At 64.1% G+C, this 16,522-nt stretch carries 14 protein-coding genes; 8 read left to right on the top strand and 6 right to left on the bottom strand.

Translation table 11 applies throughout. The features are described 5' to 3' along the window. Positions 1 to 42: 42 nt before the first annotated feature. From LU671_RS00610 to groL, 3 genes are all read left to right on the top strand, one after another. Positions 43 to 504, top strand: a complete 462-nt coding sequence (locus tag LU671_RS00610) for an FxsA family protein (protein WP_232854659.1) — start codon at positions 43 to 45, stop codon at positions 502 to 504. 302 nt (positions 505 to 806) lie between these two features. Further along, positions 807 to 1,100, top strand: a complete 294-nt coding sequence (locus LU671_RS00605) for a co-chaperone GroES (protein ID WP_028689692.1) — start codon at positions 807 to 809, stop codon at positions 1,098 to 1,100. Between the two features lie 50 nt (positions 1,101 to 1,150). Then, positions 1,151 to 2,803 (top strand): chaperonin GroEL, encoded by a 1,653-nt coding sequence (groL, locus tag LU671_RS00600; protein ID WP_203647890.1) that lies wholly within the window; start codon positions 1,151 to 1,153, stop codon positions 2,801 to 2,803. Positions 2,804 to 2,943: 140 nt separating this feature from the next. Here groL and LU671_RS00595 read toward each other — a convergent pair whose 3' ends face one another. Continuing rightward, a complete protein-coding gene (locus LU671_RS00595) occupies positions 2,944 to 3,672 on the bottom strand; it encodes a phosphatase PAP2 family protein (RefSeq protein WP_232854658.1) in 729 nt (242 codons plus the stop codon). A 179-nt stretch (positions 3,673 to 3,851) separates the two neighbouring features. On the opposite strand from LU671_RS00595, the gene colR reads away from it, so the two are divergent. The 5 genes from colR (at position 3,852) to LU671_RS00570 (ending at position 7,576) form a co-directional block, all read left to right on the top strand. Continuing rightward, on the top strand, positions 3,852 to 4,535 hold the full coding sequence (gene colR / locus LU671_RS00590) for a two-component system response regulator ColR (protein ID WP_028689695.1): 684 nt from the start codon (positions 3,852 to 3,854) through the stop codon (positions 4,533 to 4,535). After that, the gene (locus LU671_RS00585) at positions 4,525 to 5,853 is read left to right on the top strand and encodes a sensor histidine kinase (RefSeq protein WP_232854657.1); all 1,329 of its coding nucleotides are present in this window, start codon (positions 4,525 to 4,527) and stop codon (positions 5,851 to 5,853) included. The genes colR and LU671_RS00585 overlap by 11 nt, the downstream gene beginning before the upstream one ends. Positions 5,854 to 5,960: 107 nt before the next feature. Next, positions 5,961 to 6,641, top strand: a complete 681-nt coding sequence (locus LU671_RS00580) for a class I SAM-dependent methyltransferase (RefSeq protein WP_050703871.1) — start codon at positions 5,961 to 5,963, stop codon at positions 6,639 to 6,641. 6 nt (positions 6,642 to 6,647) lie between these two features. Next, positions 6,648 to 7,349: a lipopolysaccharide kinase InaA family protein gene (locus tag LU671_RS00575; protein WP_203647888.1), complete on the top strand. Its 702-nt coding sequence runs from the start codon at positions 6,648 to 6,650 to the stop codon at positions 7,347 to 7,349. Further along, complete coding sequence (locus tag LU671_RS00570) at positions 7,346 to 7,576, top strand: hypothetical protein (protein WP_028689699.1); 231 nt, start codon at positions 7,346 to 7,348, stop codon at positions 7,574 to 7,576. Before LU671_RS00575 ends, LU671_RS00570 begins: the two co-directional genes overlap by 4 nt. 864 nt (positions 7,577 to 8,440) lie before the next feature. Here LU671_RS00570 and LU671_RS00565 read toward each other — a convergent pair. The 5 genes from LU671_RS00565 to LU671_RS00545 all read right to left on the bottom strand — a co-directional run bounded on the left by LU671_RS00565 (position 8,441) and on the right by LU671_RS00545 (position 16,425). After that, complete coding sequence (locus LU671_RS00565) at positions 8,441 to 11,488, bottom strand: multidrug efflux RND transporter permease subunit (protein ID WP_232854656.1); 3,048 nt, start codon at positions 11,486 to 11,488, stop codon at positions 8,441 to 8,443. A 13-nt stretch (positions 11,489 to 11,501) separates the two neighbouring features. Then, on the bottom strand, positions 11,502 to 12,644 hold the full coding sequence (locus LU671_RS00560) for an efflux RND transporter periplasmic adaptor subunit (protein WP_232854655.1): 1,143 nt from the start codon (positions 12,642 to 12,644) through the stop codon (positions 11,502 to 11,504). A 175-nt stretch (positions 12,645 to 12,819) separates the two neighbouring features. Then, positions 12,820 to 13,917, bottom strand: coding sequence for a DUF1513 domain-containing protein (locus LU671_RS00555; RefSeq protein WP_232854654.1), 1,098 nt, complete (start codon positions 13,915 to 13,917; stop codon positions 12,820 to 12,822). A gap of 2 nt (positions 13,918 to 13,919) precedes the next feature. Continuing rightward, the gene (locus LU671_RS00550; RefSeq protein ID WP_203647884.1) at positions 13,920 to 14,984 is read right to left on the bottom strand and encodes an imelysin family protein; all 1,065 of its coding nucleotides are present in this window, start codon (positions 14,982 to 14,984) and stop codon (positions 13,920 to 13,922) included. 19 nt (positions 14,985 to 15,003) lie between these two features. Then, the gene (locus LU671_RS00545) at positions 15,004 to 16,425 is read right to left on the bottom strand and encodes a di-heme oxidoreductase family protein (protein WP_232854653.1); all 1,422 of its coding nucleotides are present in this window, start codon (positions 16,423 to 16,425) and stop codon (positions 15,004 to 15,006) included. Positions 16,426 to 16,522: the final 97 nt, after the last annotated feature.

Raw genomic sequence — 16,522 nt, 5'->3', positions numbered from 1 at the left:
GATGGTCTTACAGGAAGACTCTCTTCCGTCGAGGAACCCTTGATGCGTGCTTTTCTACTGCTGTTGTTGCTTTTCCCCGTGCTGGAGCTGTTCGTCTTCGTCAAGGTCAGCGCGGCCATCGGTTTCTTTCCGGCGCTGCTGTTGATCATCGCCGGTTCCGCCCTGGGTGTGCTGGTGATGCGTGTGGCCGGCCTGGCCACCGCCCTGCGTGCCCGGGCGAGCCTGCAGCGCGGCGAGCTGCCAGCTGAGGACATGTTCCAGGGCTTGATGCTCGCCGTCGGTGGTGGCCTGCTGCTGTTGCCAGGCTTCATCAGCGATGTGCTGGGCCTGCTCTGCCTGCTGCCGTTCACCCGCCGCCTGGTTGCCGGCAAGCTCCGTCGCCGCGCCGAGGAACAGGCCCTGCGCCAGCGTGCGTTCCAGGATGACCCATTCCAGGCCCAGCCCCGCGATGGTGGCCATCGTCCGAACGTGATCGAGGGCGAGTACGAACGCCGCGACAAGTAACCCCCGAAAAGGGCTTGGAAGGCGTGGGAGCGGGCTTGCCCCGCGATAGGCGCTCGCATCTGCCTACCCCGTCGCGGGGCAAGCCCGCTCCCACGACGACGCATTCAAAAAAATTTCCATGCAAAGCCTTGTAATTGATTTCACTGGCCGCATGTAGTGGTCACCGCAAGGTTTCCGGTGAGTTCACCGGGCATGACACACAGGGTTCGCTGAAGGCGAGCCCTGACCGGCAACGCCGGATCGAATCAACCCGCCGGTGTCGACACCGGCCGATGAAAACCACAATTTGGGAGAGATCGACAATGAAGCTTCGTCCTCTGCATGACCGCGTCGTCATCCGTCGCAGCGAAGAAGAATCGAAAACCGCTGGCGGTATCGTCCTGCCGGGTTCGGCCGCTGAAAAACCAAACCGCGGCGAAGTCGTTGCCGTCGGCACCGGTCGTATCCTGGACAACGGCGAAGTACGCGCGCTGGCCGTGAAAGTGGGTGACAAAGTGGTTTTCGGCCCTTACTCGGGCAGCAACACCGTGAAAGTCGATGGCGAAGACCTGCTGGTCATGGCCGAGAACGAAATCCTGGCCGTTATCGAAGCCTGATTTCTCCCCGACTTCCCGTTACTCCAAAGAATTCCAAGGATTAAACGATCATGGCTGCTAAAGACGTAAAATTCGGCGATTCCGCCCGTAAGAAAATGCTGGTTGGTGTCAACGTTCTGGCTGACGCGGTAAAAGCGACCCTGGGCCCGAAAGGCCGTAACGTGGTCCTGGCCAAGAGCTTCGGCGCGCCGACCATCACCAAGGACGGCGTTTCCGTCGCCAAAGAGATCGAGCTCAAGGACGCTTTCGAGAACATGGGCGCCCAGCTGGTCAAGGAAGTCGCTTCCAAGGCCAACGACGCTGCCGGTGACGGCACCACCACCGCTACCGTCCTGGCCCAGGCCATCGTCAACGAAGGCCTGAAAGCCGTCGCTGCCGGCATGAACCCGATGGACCTCAAGCGCGGTATCGACAAGGCCACTGCTGCCGTTGTTGCCGAACTGAAAAACCTGTCCAAGCCATGCGCCGACTCCAAGGCCATCGCCCAGGTCGGCACCATCTCCGCCAACTCCGACAACTCCATCGGTGAAATCATCGCCGAAGCCATGGAAAAAGTCGGTAAAGAAGGCGTGATCACCGTTGAAGAAGGCTCGGGCCTGGAAAACGAACTGTCCGTCGTAGAAGGCATGCAGTTTGACCGTGGCTACCTGTCGCCGTACTTCGTCAACAAGCCGGACACCATGGTTGCGGAGCTTGAAGGCGCGCTGCTGCTGCTGGTCGACAAGAAGATCTCCAACATCCGTGAGCTGCTGCCAGTACTGGAAGCCGTTGCCAAGGCCGGCCGTCCGCTGCTGATCGTTGCCGAGGACGTCGAAGGCGAGGCCCTGGCCACCCTGGTGGTCAACAACATGCGCGGCATCGTCAAGGTTGCCGCGGTCAAGGCCCCGGGCTTCGGCGACCGCCGCAAGGCCATGCTGCAGGACATCGCCGTCCTGACCGGCGCTACCGTGATCTCCGAAGAGATCGGCCTGTCCCTGGAAACCGCCACCCTGGAGCACCTGGGTAACGCCAAGCGCGTGATCCTGTCCAAGGAAAACACCACCATCATCGACGGTGCTGGCCAAGAGTCCGACATCCAGGCTCGCGTCACCCAGATCCGCGCCCAGGTTGCCGACACCACTTCGGACTACGACCGTGAGAAGCTGCAAGAGCGTCTGGCCAAGCTGGCTGGCGGTGTTGCCGTGATCAAGGTCGGTGCCGGCACCGAAGTCGAGATGAAAGAGAAGAAAGCCCGCGTCGAAGACGCCCTGCACGCTACCCGTGCAGCCGTCGAAGAAGGCGTGGTGCCTGGCGGTGGCGTTGCCCTGGTGCGCGCCCTGGAAGCCATCAAGGACCTCAAAGGCGACAACGAAGAGCAGAACGTCGGTATCGCCCTGCTGCGCCGTGCTGTTGAAGCGCCACTGCGCCAGATCACTGCCAACGCCGGCGACGAGCCAAGCGTTGTCGCTGACAAGGTCAAGCAAGGTTCGGGCAACTTCGGTTACAACGCCGCCACCGGCGAGTACGGCGACATGATCGAAATGGGCATCCTGGACCCGGCCAAGGTTACCCGTTCGGCGCTGCAAGCTGCCGCTTCGATCGGTGGCCTGATGATCACCACCGAAGCTATGATCGCTGACGCTCCCGTAGAAGCCTCTGCTGGTGGCGGCATGCCAGACATGGGCGGTATGGGTGGCATGGGTGGCATGGGCGGCATGATGTAAGCCAGCCTCACCCCCTGCACCAAGGAAAGCCCCGGTTCGCGAGAGCCGGGGCTTTTCGTTTTTCTGTGCCGGCCTCTTCGCGGGTGAACCCGCTCCCACAGATACGGCGCGATCCCTGTGGGAGCGGGTTTACCCGCGAATCAGGCGACGTTGCGCTCGATGGCTGGTGCTTCCATCAGGCCGCGTCTGTACAACACCAGGTAATACGACCCCAGCCCGATCAACCAGCAGAACACCGCCGTCCACACGTTGTGCGACAGGAAATGCGCGCCCTGCATCATCCGTCCGACTGACAGCACCGAGCCGGCCACGAAGGCTACCGCCAGCGCCACCCGCGCCAGGCGCGGACGCCGGTCGCGCAGCATGAAGAACAGGCCGAACAGACAGAACCCGGTCGCGGCGTGTCCACCCGGCCAGCACAGTCCGGGCTTGTCGGTGGCCGGGCGTGGCTCCAGCAGCTTGCTGTAGGTCTCCTTGCCGCCGAACTGGGTCAGGCTCCACGGGCATTGCACCTGGGTCACCTTCTTCAGCGGCGTGACGAAGGCGGTCGACAGCCCCAGCGCCAACACCAGGCAACCCAGCTCGCGGCGCCAGCCTACCAGTCGTTTCCAGAAGAAGCTCAAGGCGAAGCCGACCACGGCCAGCAGCCCGAAGACGATCACGCCCTGCTTGACCCGGTCATGCAGAATGGTCTCCAGCAGGTAGCTGTGGCGACCGATGAACTGACTGGCAACCGGGTCGTAGAACAGGTTGGCCACGTCCATGTCCAGCGATGTCCATTCAAGCAGGACCAAGGCCACGGCGGTGACGAAAGGAATGCCCAGGTACAGCCACGGGTTGATCGGGCGAGGGCGCACGGATGCCTGCATGGTGACTCCAGAGGATGGAAAAGACCGTGCATTGTCAGGTGCCCGCTATCCTGTGTGCGTGAATGATCGGTGAAAAAACTGTCAAGTTCGGAGATTTCGAGCCAGGGCATGGCACCATGCAGGCATTGGCCGTAAGCTGCGCCTGCCGCGCCCGGCGAAGCGCCGCACAGGAGACCTCGATGCGCATTCTTTTGGTTGAAGACAACCGCGATATTCTGGCCAACCTGGCCGACTACCTCGGCATGAAGGGCTACACCGTCGACTGTGCCCAGGATGGCCTGTCCGGCCTGCATCTGGCCGCGACCGAACACTACGACCTGATCGTGCTCGACATCATGTTGCCCGGCATCGATGGCTACACGCTGTGCAAGCGCCTGCGCGAGGATGCTCGTCGTGACACGCCGGTGATCATGCTCACCGCCCGCGACCAGCTGGACGACCGTCTGCAAGGCTTCCGCTCGGGTGCGGACGACTACCTGCTCAAGCCGTTCGCGCTGTCCGAGCTGGCGGCGCGTATCGAGGCGGTGCTGCGTCGCGCCCAGGGCGGTGGCCGGCGTACCCTGCAGGTCGCCGACCTGAGCTATGACCTCGATACCCTGGAGGTGACCCGCCAGGGGCGCCTGCTCAAGCTCAACCCGGTCGGCTTGAAGCTGCTGGCCGTGCTGATGCAGAAGAGCCCCCATGTGTTGCGTCGGGAAGTGCTGGAGGAAGCCCTGTGGGGCGACGACTGCCCGGACAGCGACAGCCTGCGCAGTCACGTCCACCAGTTGCGCCAGGTGATCGACAAACCGTTCGACAAGCCCCTGCTGCATACCGTCCATGGCGTCGGCTATCGCCTCGCCGAGGGCCGCGATGGAGTTTAAGCAGAGCCTTGCCCAGCGCATCATCATCGCCTTCGCGCTGATGAGCGCGCTGGTGGCCGGGGCCTTCGCCTTCGGCATCGTCGCCACGGTACACCTGGTCGAGGAACGCTTGATCTCGTCGGTGCTCGGTGGCGACCTGCAGCGCCTGCTGCGCATGGACAGCGTCAGTGACTGGAGCCACCGGCCACGCCCCGACCAGCTGTTCTATTTCAGCGGCGGGCGCGATGACTTCGAGTTGCCCAAGGACCTGCGTCACCTGGAGGCGGGTTTCCACGAGGTGTTTCGCGACCAGCTCTCGTACCATGCCATGGTCGAGATCGTCGACGGTCGGCGCTATGTGCTGTTGCAGGACCAGAGCGATTTCGAGGAGCGTGAACGGGTACTGTTCGCCGTGGTGGTGGTCGGCTTCGTGCTCAGCCTGGCCCTGGCGGTGATCCTCGGCTGGTTGCTGGCACGAAGGGTGATGGCGCCGGTGATCCGCCTGGCGCGCCAGGTGCGTCACCGTGACCAGTTGCTGGGGCTGGCGCCGCCGTTGGCGCCGGACTACGCGGCGGACGAGGTCGGCCAGCTGGCCGTTGCCTTCGACGATACCCTGGGGCGCCTGCGCGATGCCCTGACCCGCGAGCGGCTGTTCACCAGTGACGTCAGCCATGAGCTGCGCACACCGTTGATGGTCCTGGCGACCTCGTGCGAGCTGTTGATGGAAAACCCCGGCCTCGATGGGCGGGCGCGCAGCCAGGTCGAACGTATTGCCCGGGCAACCGAGGAAATGCGCGAACTGGTGAAGACCTTCCTGATGCTGGCCCGTGCCCAGCGCGATGAAGGTGCCGTCGCTTCACGGGCAAGCTTGCGCGAGGTGGGCGACGATCTGATCGGCGTATGGCGCGACACCATCGAGCAGAAGGGGCTGGCGCTTTACTACGATGGTCGGATCAGTGCCAGCCCGGTGCTGTACAACGCCACGTTCCTGCAGTCGGTGATGGGTAACCTGCTGCGCAATGCGGCGCACTACACCGACAGCGGTTACATTCGCCTTAGCCTGGAGGCCAATGGCTTCAGTGTCGAGGACAGTGGCGTGGGGATTCCGGAGGAGCAGCGCGAGGCGATGTTCCGGCCGTTCGTGCGTGGCGACGAGCGCCGTGGCGAGGGCCTGGGCCTGGGCTTGTCGCTGGTGCAACGCATCTGTGACGACCAGGGCTGGCGCGTAACCCTGACCGCGACGCTTCCCCATGGCTGCCGCTTCCAGGTCGACCTGAGCCAAGGCACGAAAGTGGTGCAGGATGGTGAAGGCCGGGATGGGCTATTGGATCCTGATTAACGTCCAGTAACACCTGCATTGGTCGCTGACAGATTTTTCACACGGACATGACCTGATTCCAACGCTTGCCTGCCTAAGGTGAGCGCACTGGAGTCAGGAGATGTCCAATGCGTAGCCCCATCAAACTCGAATTCTCGGACAAGTACGACCGCAACCACGCCCGGGAATACTTCCTCAAGCATCAGGATGGCCTGGCTCGACGCCTTTCCCACCAGCGTGACGAGCAACTGGCCCGCCGCGCCCTGGCGCTGGCCGGTGAGCCTGGCCTGGTGCTCGACCTGCCCTGCGGTGCCGGGCGGTTCTGGCCGCTGCTGGCGGAAAAGGCCAACCGCGTGATCATCGGTGCCGACAATTCGGCGGCGATGATCGAGACAGCCTGTGCGTCACAACCGCCAGAGGTGGTTGCACGGGTACGCCCCTTGCAGACTTCCGCGTTCGCCATCGACCTGCCGGACAACGCGGTCGACAGCATCTTTTGCATGCGCCTGTTCCACCATATCGGTGATCCGGCCCATCGGAAGACAATTCTTTCTGAGTTTCAACGAGTTAGCCGCGACAGCGTGATCCTTTCACTGTGGGTGGATGGCAATTTCAAGGCCTGGCGCCGCCGCAAGCTCGAAGCCAGGCGCAGTGCCCGGGCCGCGCAGGACAGCTACCAGAACCGCTTCGTGTTACCGGCGGCTACAGTTGAAGAAGAATTTGTGTCAGCGGGATTCAGAATCCAGGAACGACTCGACTTTCTGCCGTTCTATGCCATGTGGCGAGTGTACGTATTGCGCAAGGGGTAATGAGTGATGGCGGTAGCCCAGAATCAGTCCAGGCAGTTCGACTACTACTGGCAGCAGCAGGGGGAGTGGGTCGAGGAGCCCAACCAGCGGCGTGGTGGCGAGAGTGGCGTGCAGCGCCTGAGCGACGGTGATGGGCATCTGCTGTATGCCAAACGCCAGGTCGGGCACATCTACCGCAGCCTGCTGCATCCGTTCGGGCGCCCCACGGTGTTGCGCGAACTCGATGCGCTGAACAGTTTCGAGCAACTGGGTGTGCGGGTACCGCGGATTGTCTATGCCGGGGCCGAGCGGGACGCGGATCATCAGTGGCGGGCCTTGCTGGTCAGCGAGGCGCTCGATGGTTTCGTCGACCTCGATGCCTGGCATGCCGCCGGGGCCCGCGAGCATTACCCGCAGGCGGTGCACGAGCGCATGCTCAAGGATCTGGCCGACAACCTGGCGCGCATGCACCTGGGGCATTGGCAGCATGGCTGCCTGTACGGCAAGCATGTGTTCGTCAAGGTGCTGGGCGAGGGTGAACAGGCGCGGGTGGAAGTGGCGTTGCTGGACCTGGAGAAGTGCCGGCGGCGGATCAGTTGCCAGCGGGCGGCCTATAACGACCTGCGGCAGTTGCGCCGCCACTCGTCGTTCAACGAGGCGGAATGGCAGACCTTGCTCTATTTTTACCAAATGGCGTTTGGCAGCGCGGTCAAAGGTTTAGAGCAATGAAACTAGAAATCGCTCGAGCTTTGTTCCTGGTCGCGGCGTTGGCGGTGACCACGGCGGCGGCGGCGGCCTGGGAACAGCCGCGGCCTACGGTGTTCAGCAAGGCTGAGGTCGGTGGGGTGTGTCCGTTGCCACGGGTGGCCAAGGTGGAGCAGGGGCGGGCTGAGCCGGATCATGATCTTCTGTTGTTCTTGTTTGGGATGAGGCAGGGGTTACGGCCGTTTGGTTGACGTGGGTTTTGTGTTTTGCGCCGGGGGGGTGTTTATGGATCTCTGGCGTTTGTTTATTAGTTGGTTGGTTGGTGTTTGTTTTTGAAGCTTTATGCGCATTCATTTGCGATGTCGACGCTTATTCACCTTTCCGCCCTTACGGCGGGTAACTTTTTGAAGGATCAAAAAGTCACCAAAAAATCCTCGCTCCATTCATCCGGCCCTACGCTTCGCTCCGGGTTCCCTCACTCCGGTCTTGCTCCCGGGAGGACCGCGCTGCAGGGCCCATCCTAGGCCCCAGCGCTTGACGGGCATCCATGCCCGTCACCTCCCTCCGCAAGTCCTACGTTCGGCCTCCTGAAGTCGCGAAGTTACGAGCGGCGCCTGAACTGGCGCAGCTGTCGCTAGTTTAAACTTAATTAATCTCTCGATCGCATCGCGGGGCAAGCCCGCTCCCACGCAATAGTCGCCGTTATATATAACCCTGTAGGAGCGGGCTTGCCCCGCGAAAGGGCCGGAACAGCCAATTCATAAATAGCTGTCAAACAACTAAATTCGAATTTCTTGCTCTTGCTCTTGCTTCTAAGCGCGCAATAGTCCAGGCGCCGCCAATTGCGACTTCAGGAGGCCGAGCGGAGTTCTTGCGGAGGGAGGTGACGGGCATGGATGCCCGTCAAGCGCTGCGCCCCAGGATGGGGCGTTCAGCGCGGTCCTCCCGGGAGCAAGAACGGAGCGAGGGAACCCCGGAGCGAAGCGCAGGGGCCGGATGAACGGAGCGGAACGGTTTTGCCTACTTTTCCCTAGAGAAAAGTAGGTCGCCGTAAAGGCGAAAAGGTGACTAAGTGTCGACATATTCTACGAATGCGCATAAAAAAACCAAAACAATCACCCGCGAACACCAACGATACCCCGCCCTCCCTTATGCGCCAAAACACTATAAATACAAGGCAAAACAAACAACGTAAACAACGTCCCAACCGACATCCCGGTAGCAATCACCATCCCGATATCAAACCGGCTGACCGCCCCGGCCCCAGAGGCCAAAATCAAGGGCACCATGCCAAACACCATGGCCGCCGTGGTCATCAGCACCGGCCGCAAGCGAATCGCGGCAGCTTCCTCAATCGCCTCCCGTACCCCAAGCCCCCGCTCATCCCGTAGCTGATTGGCAAACTCGACAATGAGAATCCCATGCTTGGTGATCAGCCCGATCAGGGTCACCAAACCCACCTGGGTATAGATGTTCATGCTCGAAACCCCCAGGAACAACGGCAACAACGCCCCGCAGATCGACAACGGCACCGTCACCAGAATCACCAGCGGATCCCGAAAACTCTCGAACTGCGCCGCCAGCACCAGAAAGATGATCGCCAGCGCCAGGCCGAAGGTCACCCACAACGCGCTGCCTTCCTGGACGAACTGCCGCGCCGTCCCGGCATAGTCCAGCGAGAACCCCTCGGGCGCCTCCTCGCGGGCGATGGCGCGCACGGTCTCCAGTGCCTCGCCCATGCTCACCAGCGGCACGCCCTGGATGATCGCCGAGTTCAACTGCTGGAACTGGTTGAGCTGGCGCGGCCGGGCGCGGTCGCTGAGGGTGATCAGGGTCGCGAGCGGCAGCAATTGCCCCTGCTCGTTCTTCACGTAGTAGTTGTTCAGCCAGTCAGGGTTGGCCCGGTACGGGCGCTCGACCTGGGCGATGACCTTGTAGCTGCGGCCCTCCAGGGTGAAGCGGTTGATCTCGGCCTCGCCCAGCAAGGTCGCCAGGGTGCTGCCCAGGGTGTCCATCGACACACCCATCTGCGCCGCCTTGGCACGGTCGATGTCGATCACCACCTCGGGCTTGTCGAAGGCCAGGTCGATGTCGAGGAAGGCGAACTTGCCCGACGCCTGGGCGCGTTCCTTGACCCGCTGGGCCACCTCCAGCAGGGCCGGGTAGTCACCGGCGGTGTTGATCACCAGCTGGAACGGCAGACCCTCGCCGGTGCCGGGCAGCGACGGCAGGTTGAAGCCGAAGATCTGCAGCCCGCCGATCTGCTCGAGCTCGGCCTGCACCAGCGGCAACAGCTGCATCTGCGTGCGCTCGCGCTCGTTCCAGGGCTTGAGCAGGAAGCCACCGATCCCGCTCTGCACACCGTTGAAACCGTTGATCTGGAACGACGAATAGTACTCGGGGAAGCGCTTGAAGATCGGCGTGAACTGGTCAGTGTAGGCGTTGAGGTAGTCCAGGTTGGCGGTCTGCGGCGAGCTGCTCATCATGAAGATCACCCCCTGGTCCTCCTCCGGCGCCAGTTCGTTGCGGGTGAACATCAGCAATACCGGGATCAGGCACAGGATCAGCACGGCGAATACCAGCACCACCGGGCGGCTGTTCAGGGTGCCGTGCAGCAGGCGCTGGTAGCGTACCTTGAGCGCGTCGAAGATCAGGTCCAGGCGGTGCGCCAGGCCACTGGGGTTCTGCTCGTGACGCAGCAGCAGGGCGCACATCATCGGCGACAGGGTGAGGGCGACGATGCCGGAAATGACCACCGCCCCGGCCAGGGTCAGGGCGAACTCCTTGAACAAGGCACCGGTCAGCCCGGTGAGAAAGCCGATGGGTGCGTACACCGCGGCCAGGGTGATGGTCATAGACACCACCGGCAGGGCGATTTCGCGGGCACCTTCCAGGGCCGCGTCGAAGGGCGTCTTGCCCTCCTCGATATGACGGTGAATGTTTTCCACCACCACGATCGCGTCGTCCACCACCAGGCCGATGGCCAGCACCATGGCCAGCAGCGTCAGCAGGTTCAGGGAGTAGCCCATCATCTGCATGAAGAACAGCACGCCGATCATCGACAGCGGGATGGTCACCACCGGGATCACCACCGAGCGCAGGGCGCCGAGGAACAGGAACACCACGACGATGACGATCAGCACCGCTTCGCCGAGGGTCTTGATCACCTCGTCGATGGAGGCCTGGATGAACAGGGTGGCGTCGTAGGCGATGGATACCTTGAGGCTCGAAGGCAGCTCCTCTTCCAGTTGCGGCATGATCCGCCGCACCTCCTTGATCACCTCCAGCGGGTTGGCCGCCGGCGTGGCCTTGATGCCGATGTACACCGATGGCGTGCCGTCGAACGAACTGACCGTGTCGTAGTTTTCCGCGCCCATTTCCACCCGTGCCAAGTCGCCCAGCAGAACCCGGCTGTCGCCGCTGGTCTTGACCGGCAGGGCGGCGAAGGCCTCGGCCGATTTCAGCTCGGTGGTGGCGTTGATGCTGGTGACCACGTACTCGCCCTTCACCTCGCCGGCGGCGGAGAGGAAGTTGTAGCGGCGTACGGCGTTGGTCACGTCCACTGCCGACAGGCCGAAGCCGGCCAGCTTCACCGGGTCGATCCAGATGCGCATGGCGAACACCTGGTTGCCGAGGATCTCGGCCTCGGCCATGCCTGGCAGGGTGGCCAGCTTGGGCTGGATGACCCTGGACAGGTAGTCGGTGATCTGCGGGTTGCTCATCTCGTTGCTGTAGAAGCTGATGTACATCAGCGCCGAGGCATCGGCGGCTTCCTTGCTCAGCACCGGGTCCTCGGAGTCCTGGGGCAGCTTGTTGCGCACCTCGTTGGCCTTGGCCAGCAACTGGGTGAACAGGCGGTCGGTGTCGGCGCCGATCCGCGCATAGACCGAAATGATCGAGAAGTTCTGTCGGCTCACCGAGGTCATGTAGTCGATGCCGTCGGCGCTGGCCAGGCTCTGCTGCAAGGGCTGGGTGATGTAGCCCTGGATGGTCTCGGCATTGGCCCCGGGGTAGGCGGTGGTCACGGTGATCAGGGCGTTTTCCATCTGCGGGTACTGGCGGATCTGCAGCTTGCTCCAGGCCTGCAGGCCGAGCAGCAGGATCAGCAGGCTGACCACGCAAGCCAACACCGGGCGGCGGATGAACGGGTCGGTGAACGCCATGGCCGCCTCCCGTTCACTTCGCGCCGGGCGCGGCGGGCTTGAGGGCGCTGTCGGCGCTGATGCGGATCGCCGCGCCGGGCGTCAGCTTGAGCTGGCCGGCGGTGACCACCTGATCGCCGGCCTGCAGCCCCTTGAGCACCACGACCCAGCCCTCGCGACGCTCGCCGGTCTGTATGGTGAGCTGCTCGGCGATCAATTGCGGCTGGCCGTTGGCGTCGCGCTGGGGCTGGCCGTCCTCGCCCTTTTTCTCGCTGACCCGGTACACCGAGTTGCCGTAGAGGGTGTAGGTGATGGCGTTCTCCGGCACCACCACCAGCGGCTGCGGGTCGGGCAACAGTACTTGCAGGCTGGCGAACATGCCCGGCAGCAGCTTGCCCTCGGGGTTGGCCAGGGTGGCGCGGACCAGCAGGTTGCGGGTGCTTTCCTCGACCTTGGGGTTGATCGCGCTGAGGCTGGCGGGGAAGGTCTGGTCGGGGTAGGCGGCCACCTGTGCCAGCACCCGCTGGCCGAGGCTAAGGTGCGGCAGCGCCTGCTCGGGCACATTGAAGTCGACATAGAGGCTGGACAGGTCCTGCAGGGTGGCGATCACCGTGCCGCTGGCCAGGTAGGCGCCGACATCCACCTGGCGGATGCCGATGGTGCCGCTGAACGGGGCGCTGATGCTCTTTTTCGCCAGCGAGGCCTTGAGCTGTTCGACCACCGCCTGGTTGCGCCGGTACTGGGTGGTCAGGCGGTCGAACTCGCCGCGGGAGATGGCCGAATCACCGACCAGCTGGCTGCCTCGGCCAAAGTCGACCTTGGCCAGCCCCAGGTCGGCCTGGGCGGTGCCGAGCAGGGCGGTTTCCTGGTCGCTGTCCAGTTGCAGCAACAACTGGCCAGCCTTCACCTGTTGCCCGGACTCGAAGTGCAGCGACTTCACCGTGCCGGCGACTTCCAGGCTCAGCTCCACGCCCTGATAGGCCTTGAGGCTGCCGACCGCCGGCAGGCGCTCCTGCCACTGGCGCAGCTCGGCCTGGGCCGCGGCCACGCTCACCGGCGGCCGGGGCTGCGAGAACATCTGCACCTGCTGGTAGATGGAAAAGGCCTTGATGCCCCCCAGGATCAACACGATCAGCAGGACGACGGCCAACATGATCAGCATGCGGCGGCGCAACATGGTCCGGTTCCCTGGATGTGGGTTATCGATTTGTCGGGCACGACCACGGGCGATCCGGCCCACGTGCGGTGGGGGAAAGTATTGTCGGTTTTTGCGAAAAGAGGAGGGATAAACTTGTGCCGGCCAAATCGCGGGGCAAGTCGCATCGGCGCACCGCGATAGTCTCTACAGCCAATCAGACCAGGTGCAGGTGGTTATCCCAGAAGCCTGAAGGCAGGTTCATCGGCTGGCCGATCAGCTCTGCCTTGCGGCAATCGTAGAACCGGCAACGCCCCTGCCCGGAAGTGACGACGAAGCCATCCTTCACCGCCCCGACCCCGGCGCAATCTGGCATCGGCGCGTCGAGCTTCACCGCGCCGCTGTCCAGGTCCCAGATGAACAGGCGATTGGCCCGTGGCGCGGTCAGTGCCACCAGGCGCAGGTCGCTGTGAATCGCGACGCTGGCAGTGTACTGGGCCATCGACTGCAGCTGGCGCTCCGGCACCGGGAAGGCCTTGAACGGCTCGCCCGGACGCTTGATCGCCAGCAGCTCGGCGGTCTCCTCGGCGCCACCCATGAACTGCTGGCAGGCGGCGATGGTGCCATCGTCGCCCACCGCCAGGTGGCGCACGCTGTTCATCTGCTGGGCCAGGGTCTCCTTGCTCAGCAGGGTGCCGTCGCGCTGCATCAGCACCAGGCTCGGCTGCATGGCGTCGAGGTTCATCTCTACCCGGCTCTCGGCCTCGGTGCGGATACCGCCGTTGGCCACCACCAGGGTCTCGCCATCGGGCAGCCAGGCCACTTCGTGGGGGCCGATGCCGTGGGTGGAGAGCTCGCCGCTGTGCACCAGGCGCTCGCCTTCGAAACGGTAGACGCCCAGTACGCCGCGACCGGGGTCGGTGGTGTCGTTCTCGGTGGTGTACAGCCACTCGCCATCCTTGTGGATCACCGCATGGCCGTAGAAGTGCCGCTGCGGTTGCGAGGCGAGGGTCTGCAGCAGCCGGCCGTCGCGCAGGTCGACCAGGTAGCTCTCGGTACCGGGCCGGCGCGCGACGAACAAGGCGATCGGCAGCGTCGGGTGGTTGATGATCGCATGGCAACGCTGGGCCACCTGGGTGCTGAACACCTGGGTGCCGTCCAGGCGAAAGCCCACGGCGTAGTGCTGGCCGTCGCCGTCGTCGCGCGCCGACAGCAGCAAGGGTTCGCTGCCTTTGCCGCGGAACAGGCTCCAGCCGCCCAGGGTCAGGGCACTGAGCAACACGCTACCGAGTTTCAGGGCCTGGCGTCGCAGCATGATCAGTCACCGTCGTTGGCATTGAAGCCCAGCTGGATGTTCAACGCCTTGGCCAGCTCGCCCTCGTGCAGGCGGTGGACGACGTTGAGCGCGTCGTAGATCTGGTTGAGGGTCTGCTTGCCGGCGTCGTCGGCAAGCAGCTCGCCCAGGGTCTTCTGGTTGTCGGCCAGCAGTTTGATCGCCGCAGCGTAGGCGTCGTCGATCTTTTGCGCCAGTGCCGTCTGGTCCTTGCCCAGCAGGCCGCGCAGGCCCTGGTTGTCGACCCCGACCCAGACCGTCTGGGCGGCTTTGAGCGAGGCTTCCAGGCTCTTGATCGAAGAGTGGCTGCGCCAGGCTTCGGCCTGCAGCGGCTGCGCGATGCCCTTGCTCTGCCGGCCCATCGGTGCGCCGAGCTTCTTCTTCAGGGTATCCAGGGCGGTGACCTGGGCACGCAGCAGGTCGGCGATCGCCTCGTGGGAATCGGCGTAGCGCTGGTTGGGGAACTTGGTCATCTGCGACAGCATGCCGTCGGTGCTGTTCCAGCCCTTGAGGATTTCCTCGGCGAGGGCCTTCTGGTGTTCGCCGATGGCCACCAGCAGTGGGCAGTAGCGAGCTTTCTGCTCGGCGCTGGCGATGTCCGGCTTGCTGTCGAACAGGATGTATTCGTAGGCCGACAGGCCACGCACCACGACGCTGGCCTTGCCCAGCGACTCGGTGGTGACAGGCTGCTCGCCGCTGACCAGTTGCTCGACCTGGCGACCGACCAGGTTCTTCTTGTCCGGCCAGAACTGCACCTGCCAGGGGCGGTTGCCCTCGGCCAGCGGGCCGACCAGCAATGGCTGCAGCTCGGCCCAGGCCTTCTGCGCGTTGAGGAAGTCGGCGCGGGCGGTCTCCAGGGACTGTTTGCCTTCGCAGTAGGCCAGGGCGCTGGCGGCCAGCTGCCGGTCGGCCTCGACCCAGCGGCTGTAGGTCGGCAGGATCACCTGTTTGGCGATGGCCGCGGAGGTCACCGCCTGCGGGTCTTGCGGCGAACAGGCGCCGAGGGCGAGTGCGGCGAGGCTGGTGAACAACAGTTTGGGTCGGAACATGCCCGGCTCCTTGTGCGGTTTAAAGGGAATTCAGGAACGCCAGCAGCGCGGCGCGCTGCTCGGCATTGAAGGTCAGTACGTGATCGCGCGCTGCTTGGGCCTCGCCACCGTGCCAGAGCACGGCTTCGAGCAGGTTGCGGGCGCGGCCGTCGTGGAGGAACTGGCTGTGGCCGCTGACGGTTTCGCTCAGGCCGATGCCCCACAGTGGCGGGGTGCGCCAGTCCTGGCCGTTGGCGGCGAACTCGGTGCGCTCGTCGCTAAGGCCCGGGCCCATGTCGTGCAGCAGCAGGTCGCTGTAGGGGCGGATCACCTGGCTGGCCAGTTCCGGTTCGGCCGCATCGGCGGCAGTGGTGAATTGTGGCGTGTGGCAGCCCTGGCAGCCGGCCTGGTAGAACAGGTTCTTGCCCGCCAGCACCTGCGGTGCATCGACATTGCGCCGGGCCGGCACGGCGAGGTTGCGGGTGTAGAAGGTGACCAGGCGCAGGATGTTGTCGCTGACTTCCTTCTCGCCGCCCTGGCCGTCGCCGTTGGGCGCGGCCAGGCAATCGACCTGCGCCGCGGTGCAGTCGTCCTTTGGCAGCAGGGTGGTGGTCAGGCCCATGTCGCCGGCGAAGGCGTGCACGTTCTGCTGGTTGACGTTGGGCTGCCCGGCCTTCCAGCCGAAGCGGCCGACCACGGTCTTGCCCTGGGCGTCGTCCCAGACCCGGTTGGCGCGGCCGCGGATGCCGTCGCGGTTGAGGTCATCCGGGTCCTCGTTGGCCAGCAGGTCGGCTTCGGGGATGGCTTCGAGCAGGCCCAGGCCGATCATCGGCGGGGCGACCCGGGCCGAGAAGCGGGTGTCCGGGTGCAGCGGGCCGTAGCCGAGCTGGCTGATCTGCAGGGTCGGGCGGCGCAGTTCGACCTGGTGGCCGTCCTTGAAGGTGACGCTGTGGTTGTCGTAGCCCACCCGTACCTTGCCTTCCGGGGCCACGCCGGGGATGGCCATGTCCTGCAGCTGGGTGCCGTAGACCGGTTCGGGGACCACGCCCAAACGCTCGATCTCGCGGGCGTAATAGGGCTGGTCGGGGATCGACAGGCGCACCAGCATCGACACCGCGTTGCTGTCGTCCGGCTCCGGCGGATGGCCGCGACCGTCACGCACATGGCAGTTCTGGCAGGCGTTGGTGTTGAACAACGGGCCGAGGCCATCGCGGGCGGTGGTGGTGGACGGTGCAATCACCCAGGGGTTGCGAAAGAAGCTGTTGCCCACGGCGAAATCCAGGCGCCGCTCGGGTGTGAGGTTGGCCGAGGGCAGCGAATAGGCGTTGCGGTCGCTGCGTTGCACCGTGGCCTTGCCGCCGGAGAGGGCTTCGCCGGGCTCGGCCTGGGTGAAACGCGGAGCGTCGTCACAGGCGGCGAGGGCGAAGGCCAGCAGCAGGGGGCTTAGGCGGAGCAAGGACATCGAGGATCCTGGGCATGGGCGAAAAACCGGCGTGCAAGCTTATCAGGCCAGGGATGTTTGAATAAGAGCAATTTGCAATTGCTGGATGAAATCGATG

Origin of the sequence: Pseudomonas sp. NMI760_13, from assembly GCF_021283245.1 — a bacterium.
GTDB lineage: Bacteria > Pseudomonadota > Gammaproteobacteria > Pseudomonadales > Pseudomonadaceae > Aquipseudomonas > Aquipseudomonas peradeniyensis.
Note: the sequence above shows the minus strand (reverse complement) of the source record. Positions and strands in the feature narration are given on the sequence as shown.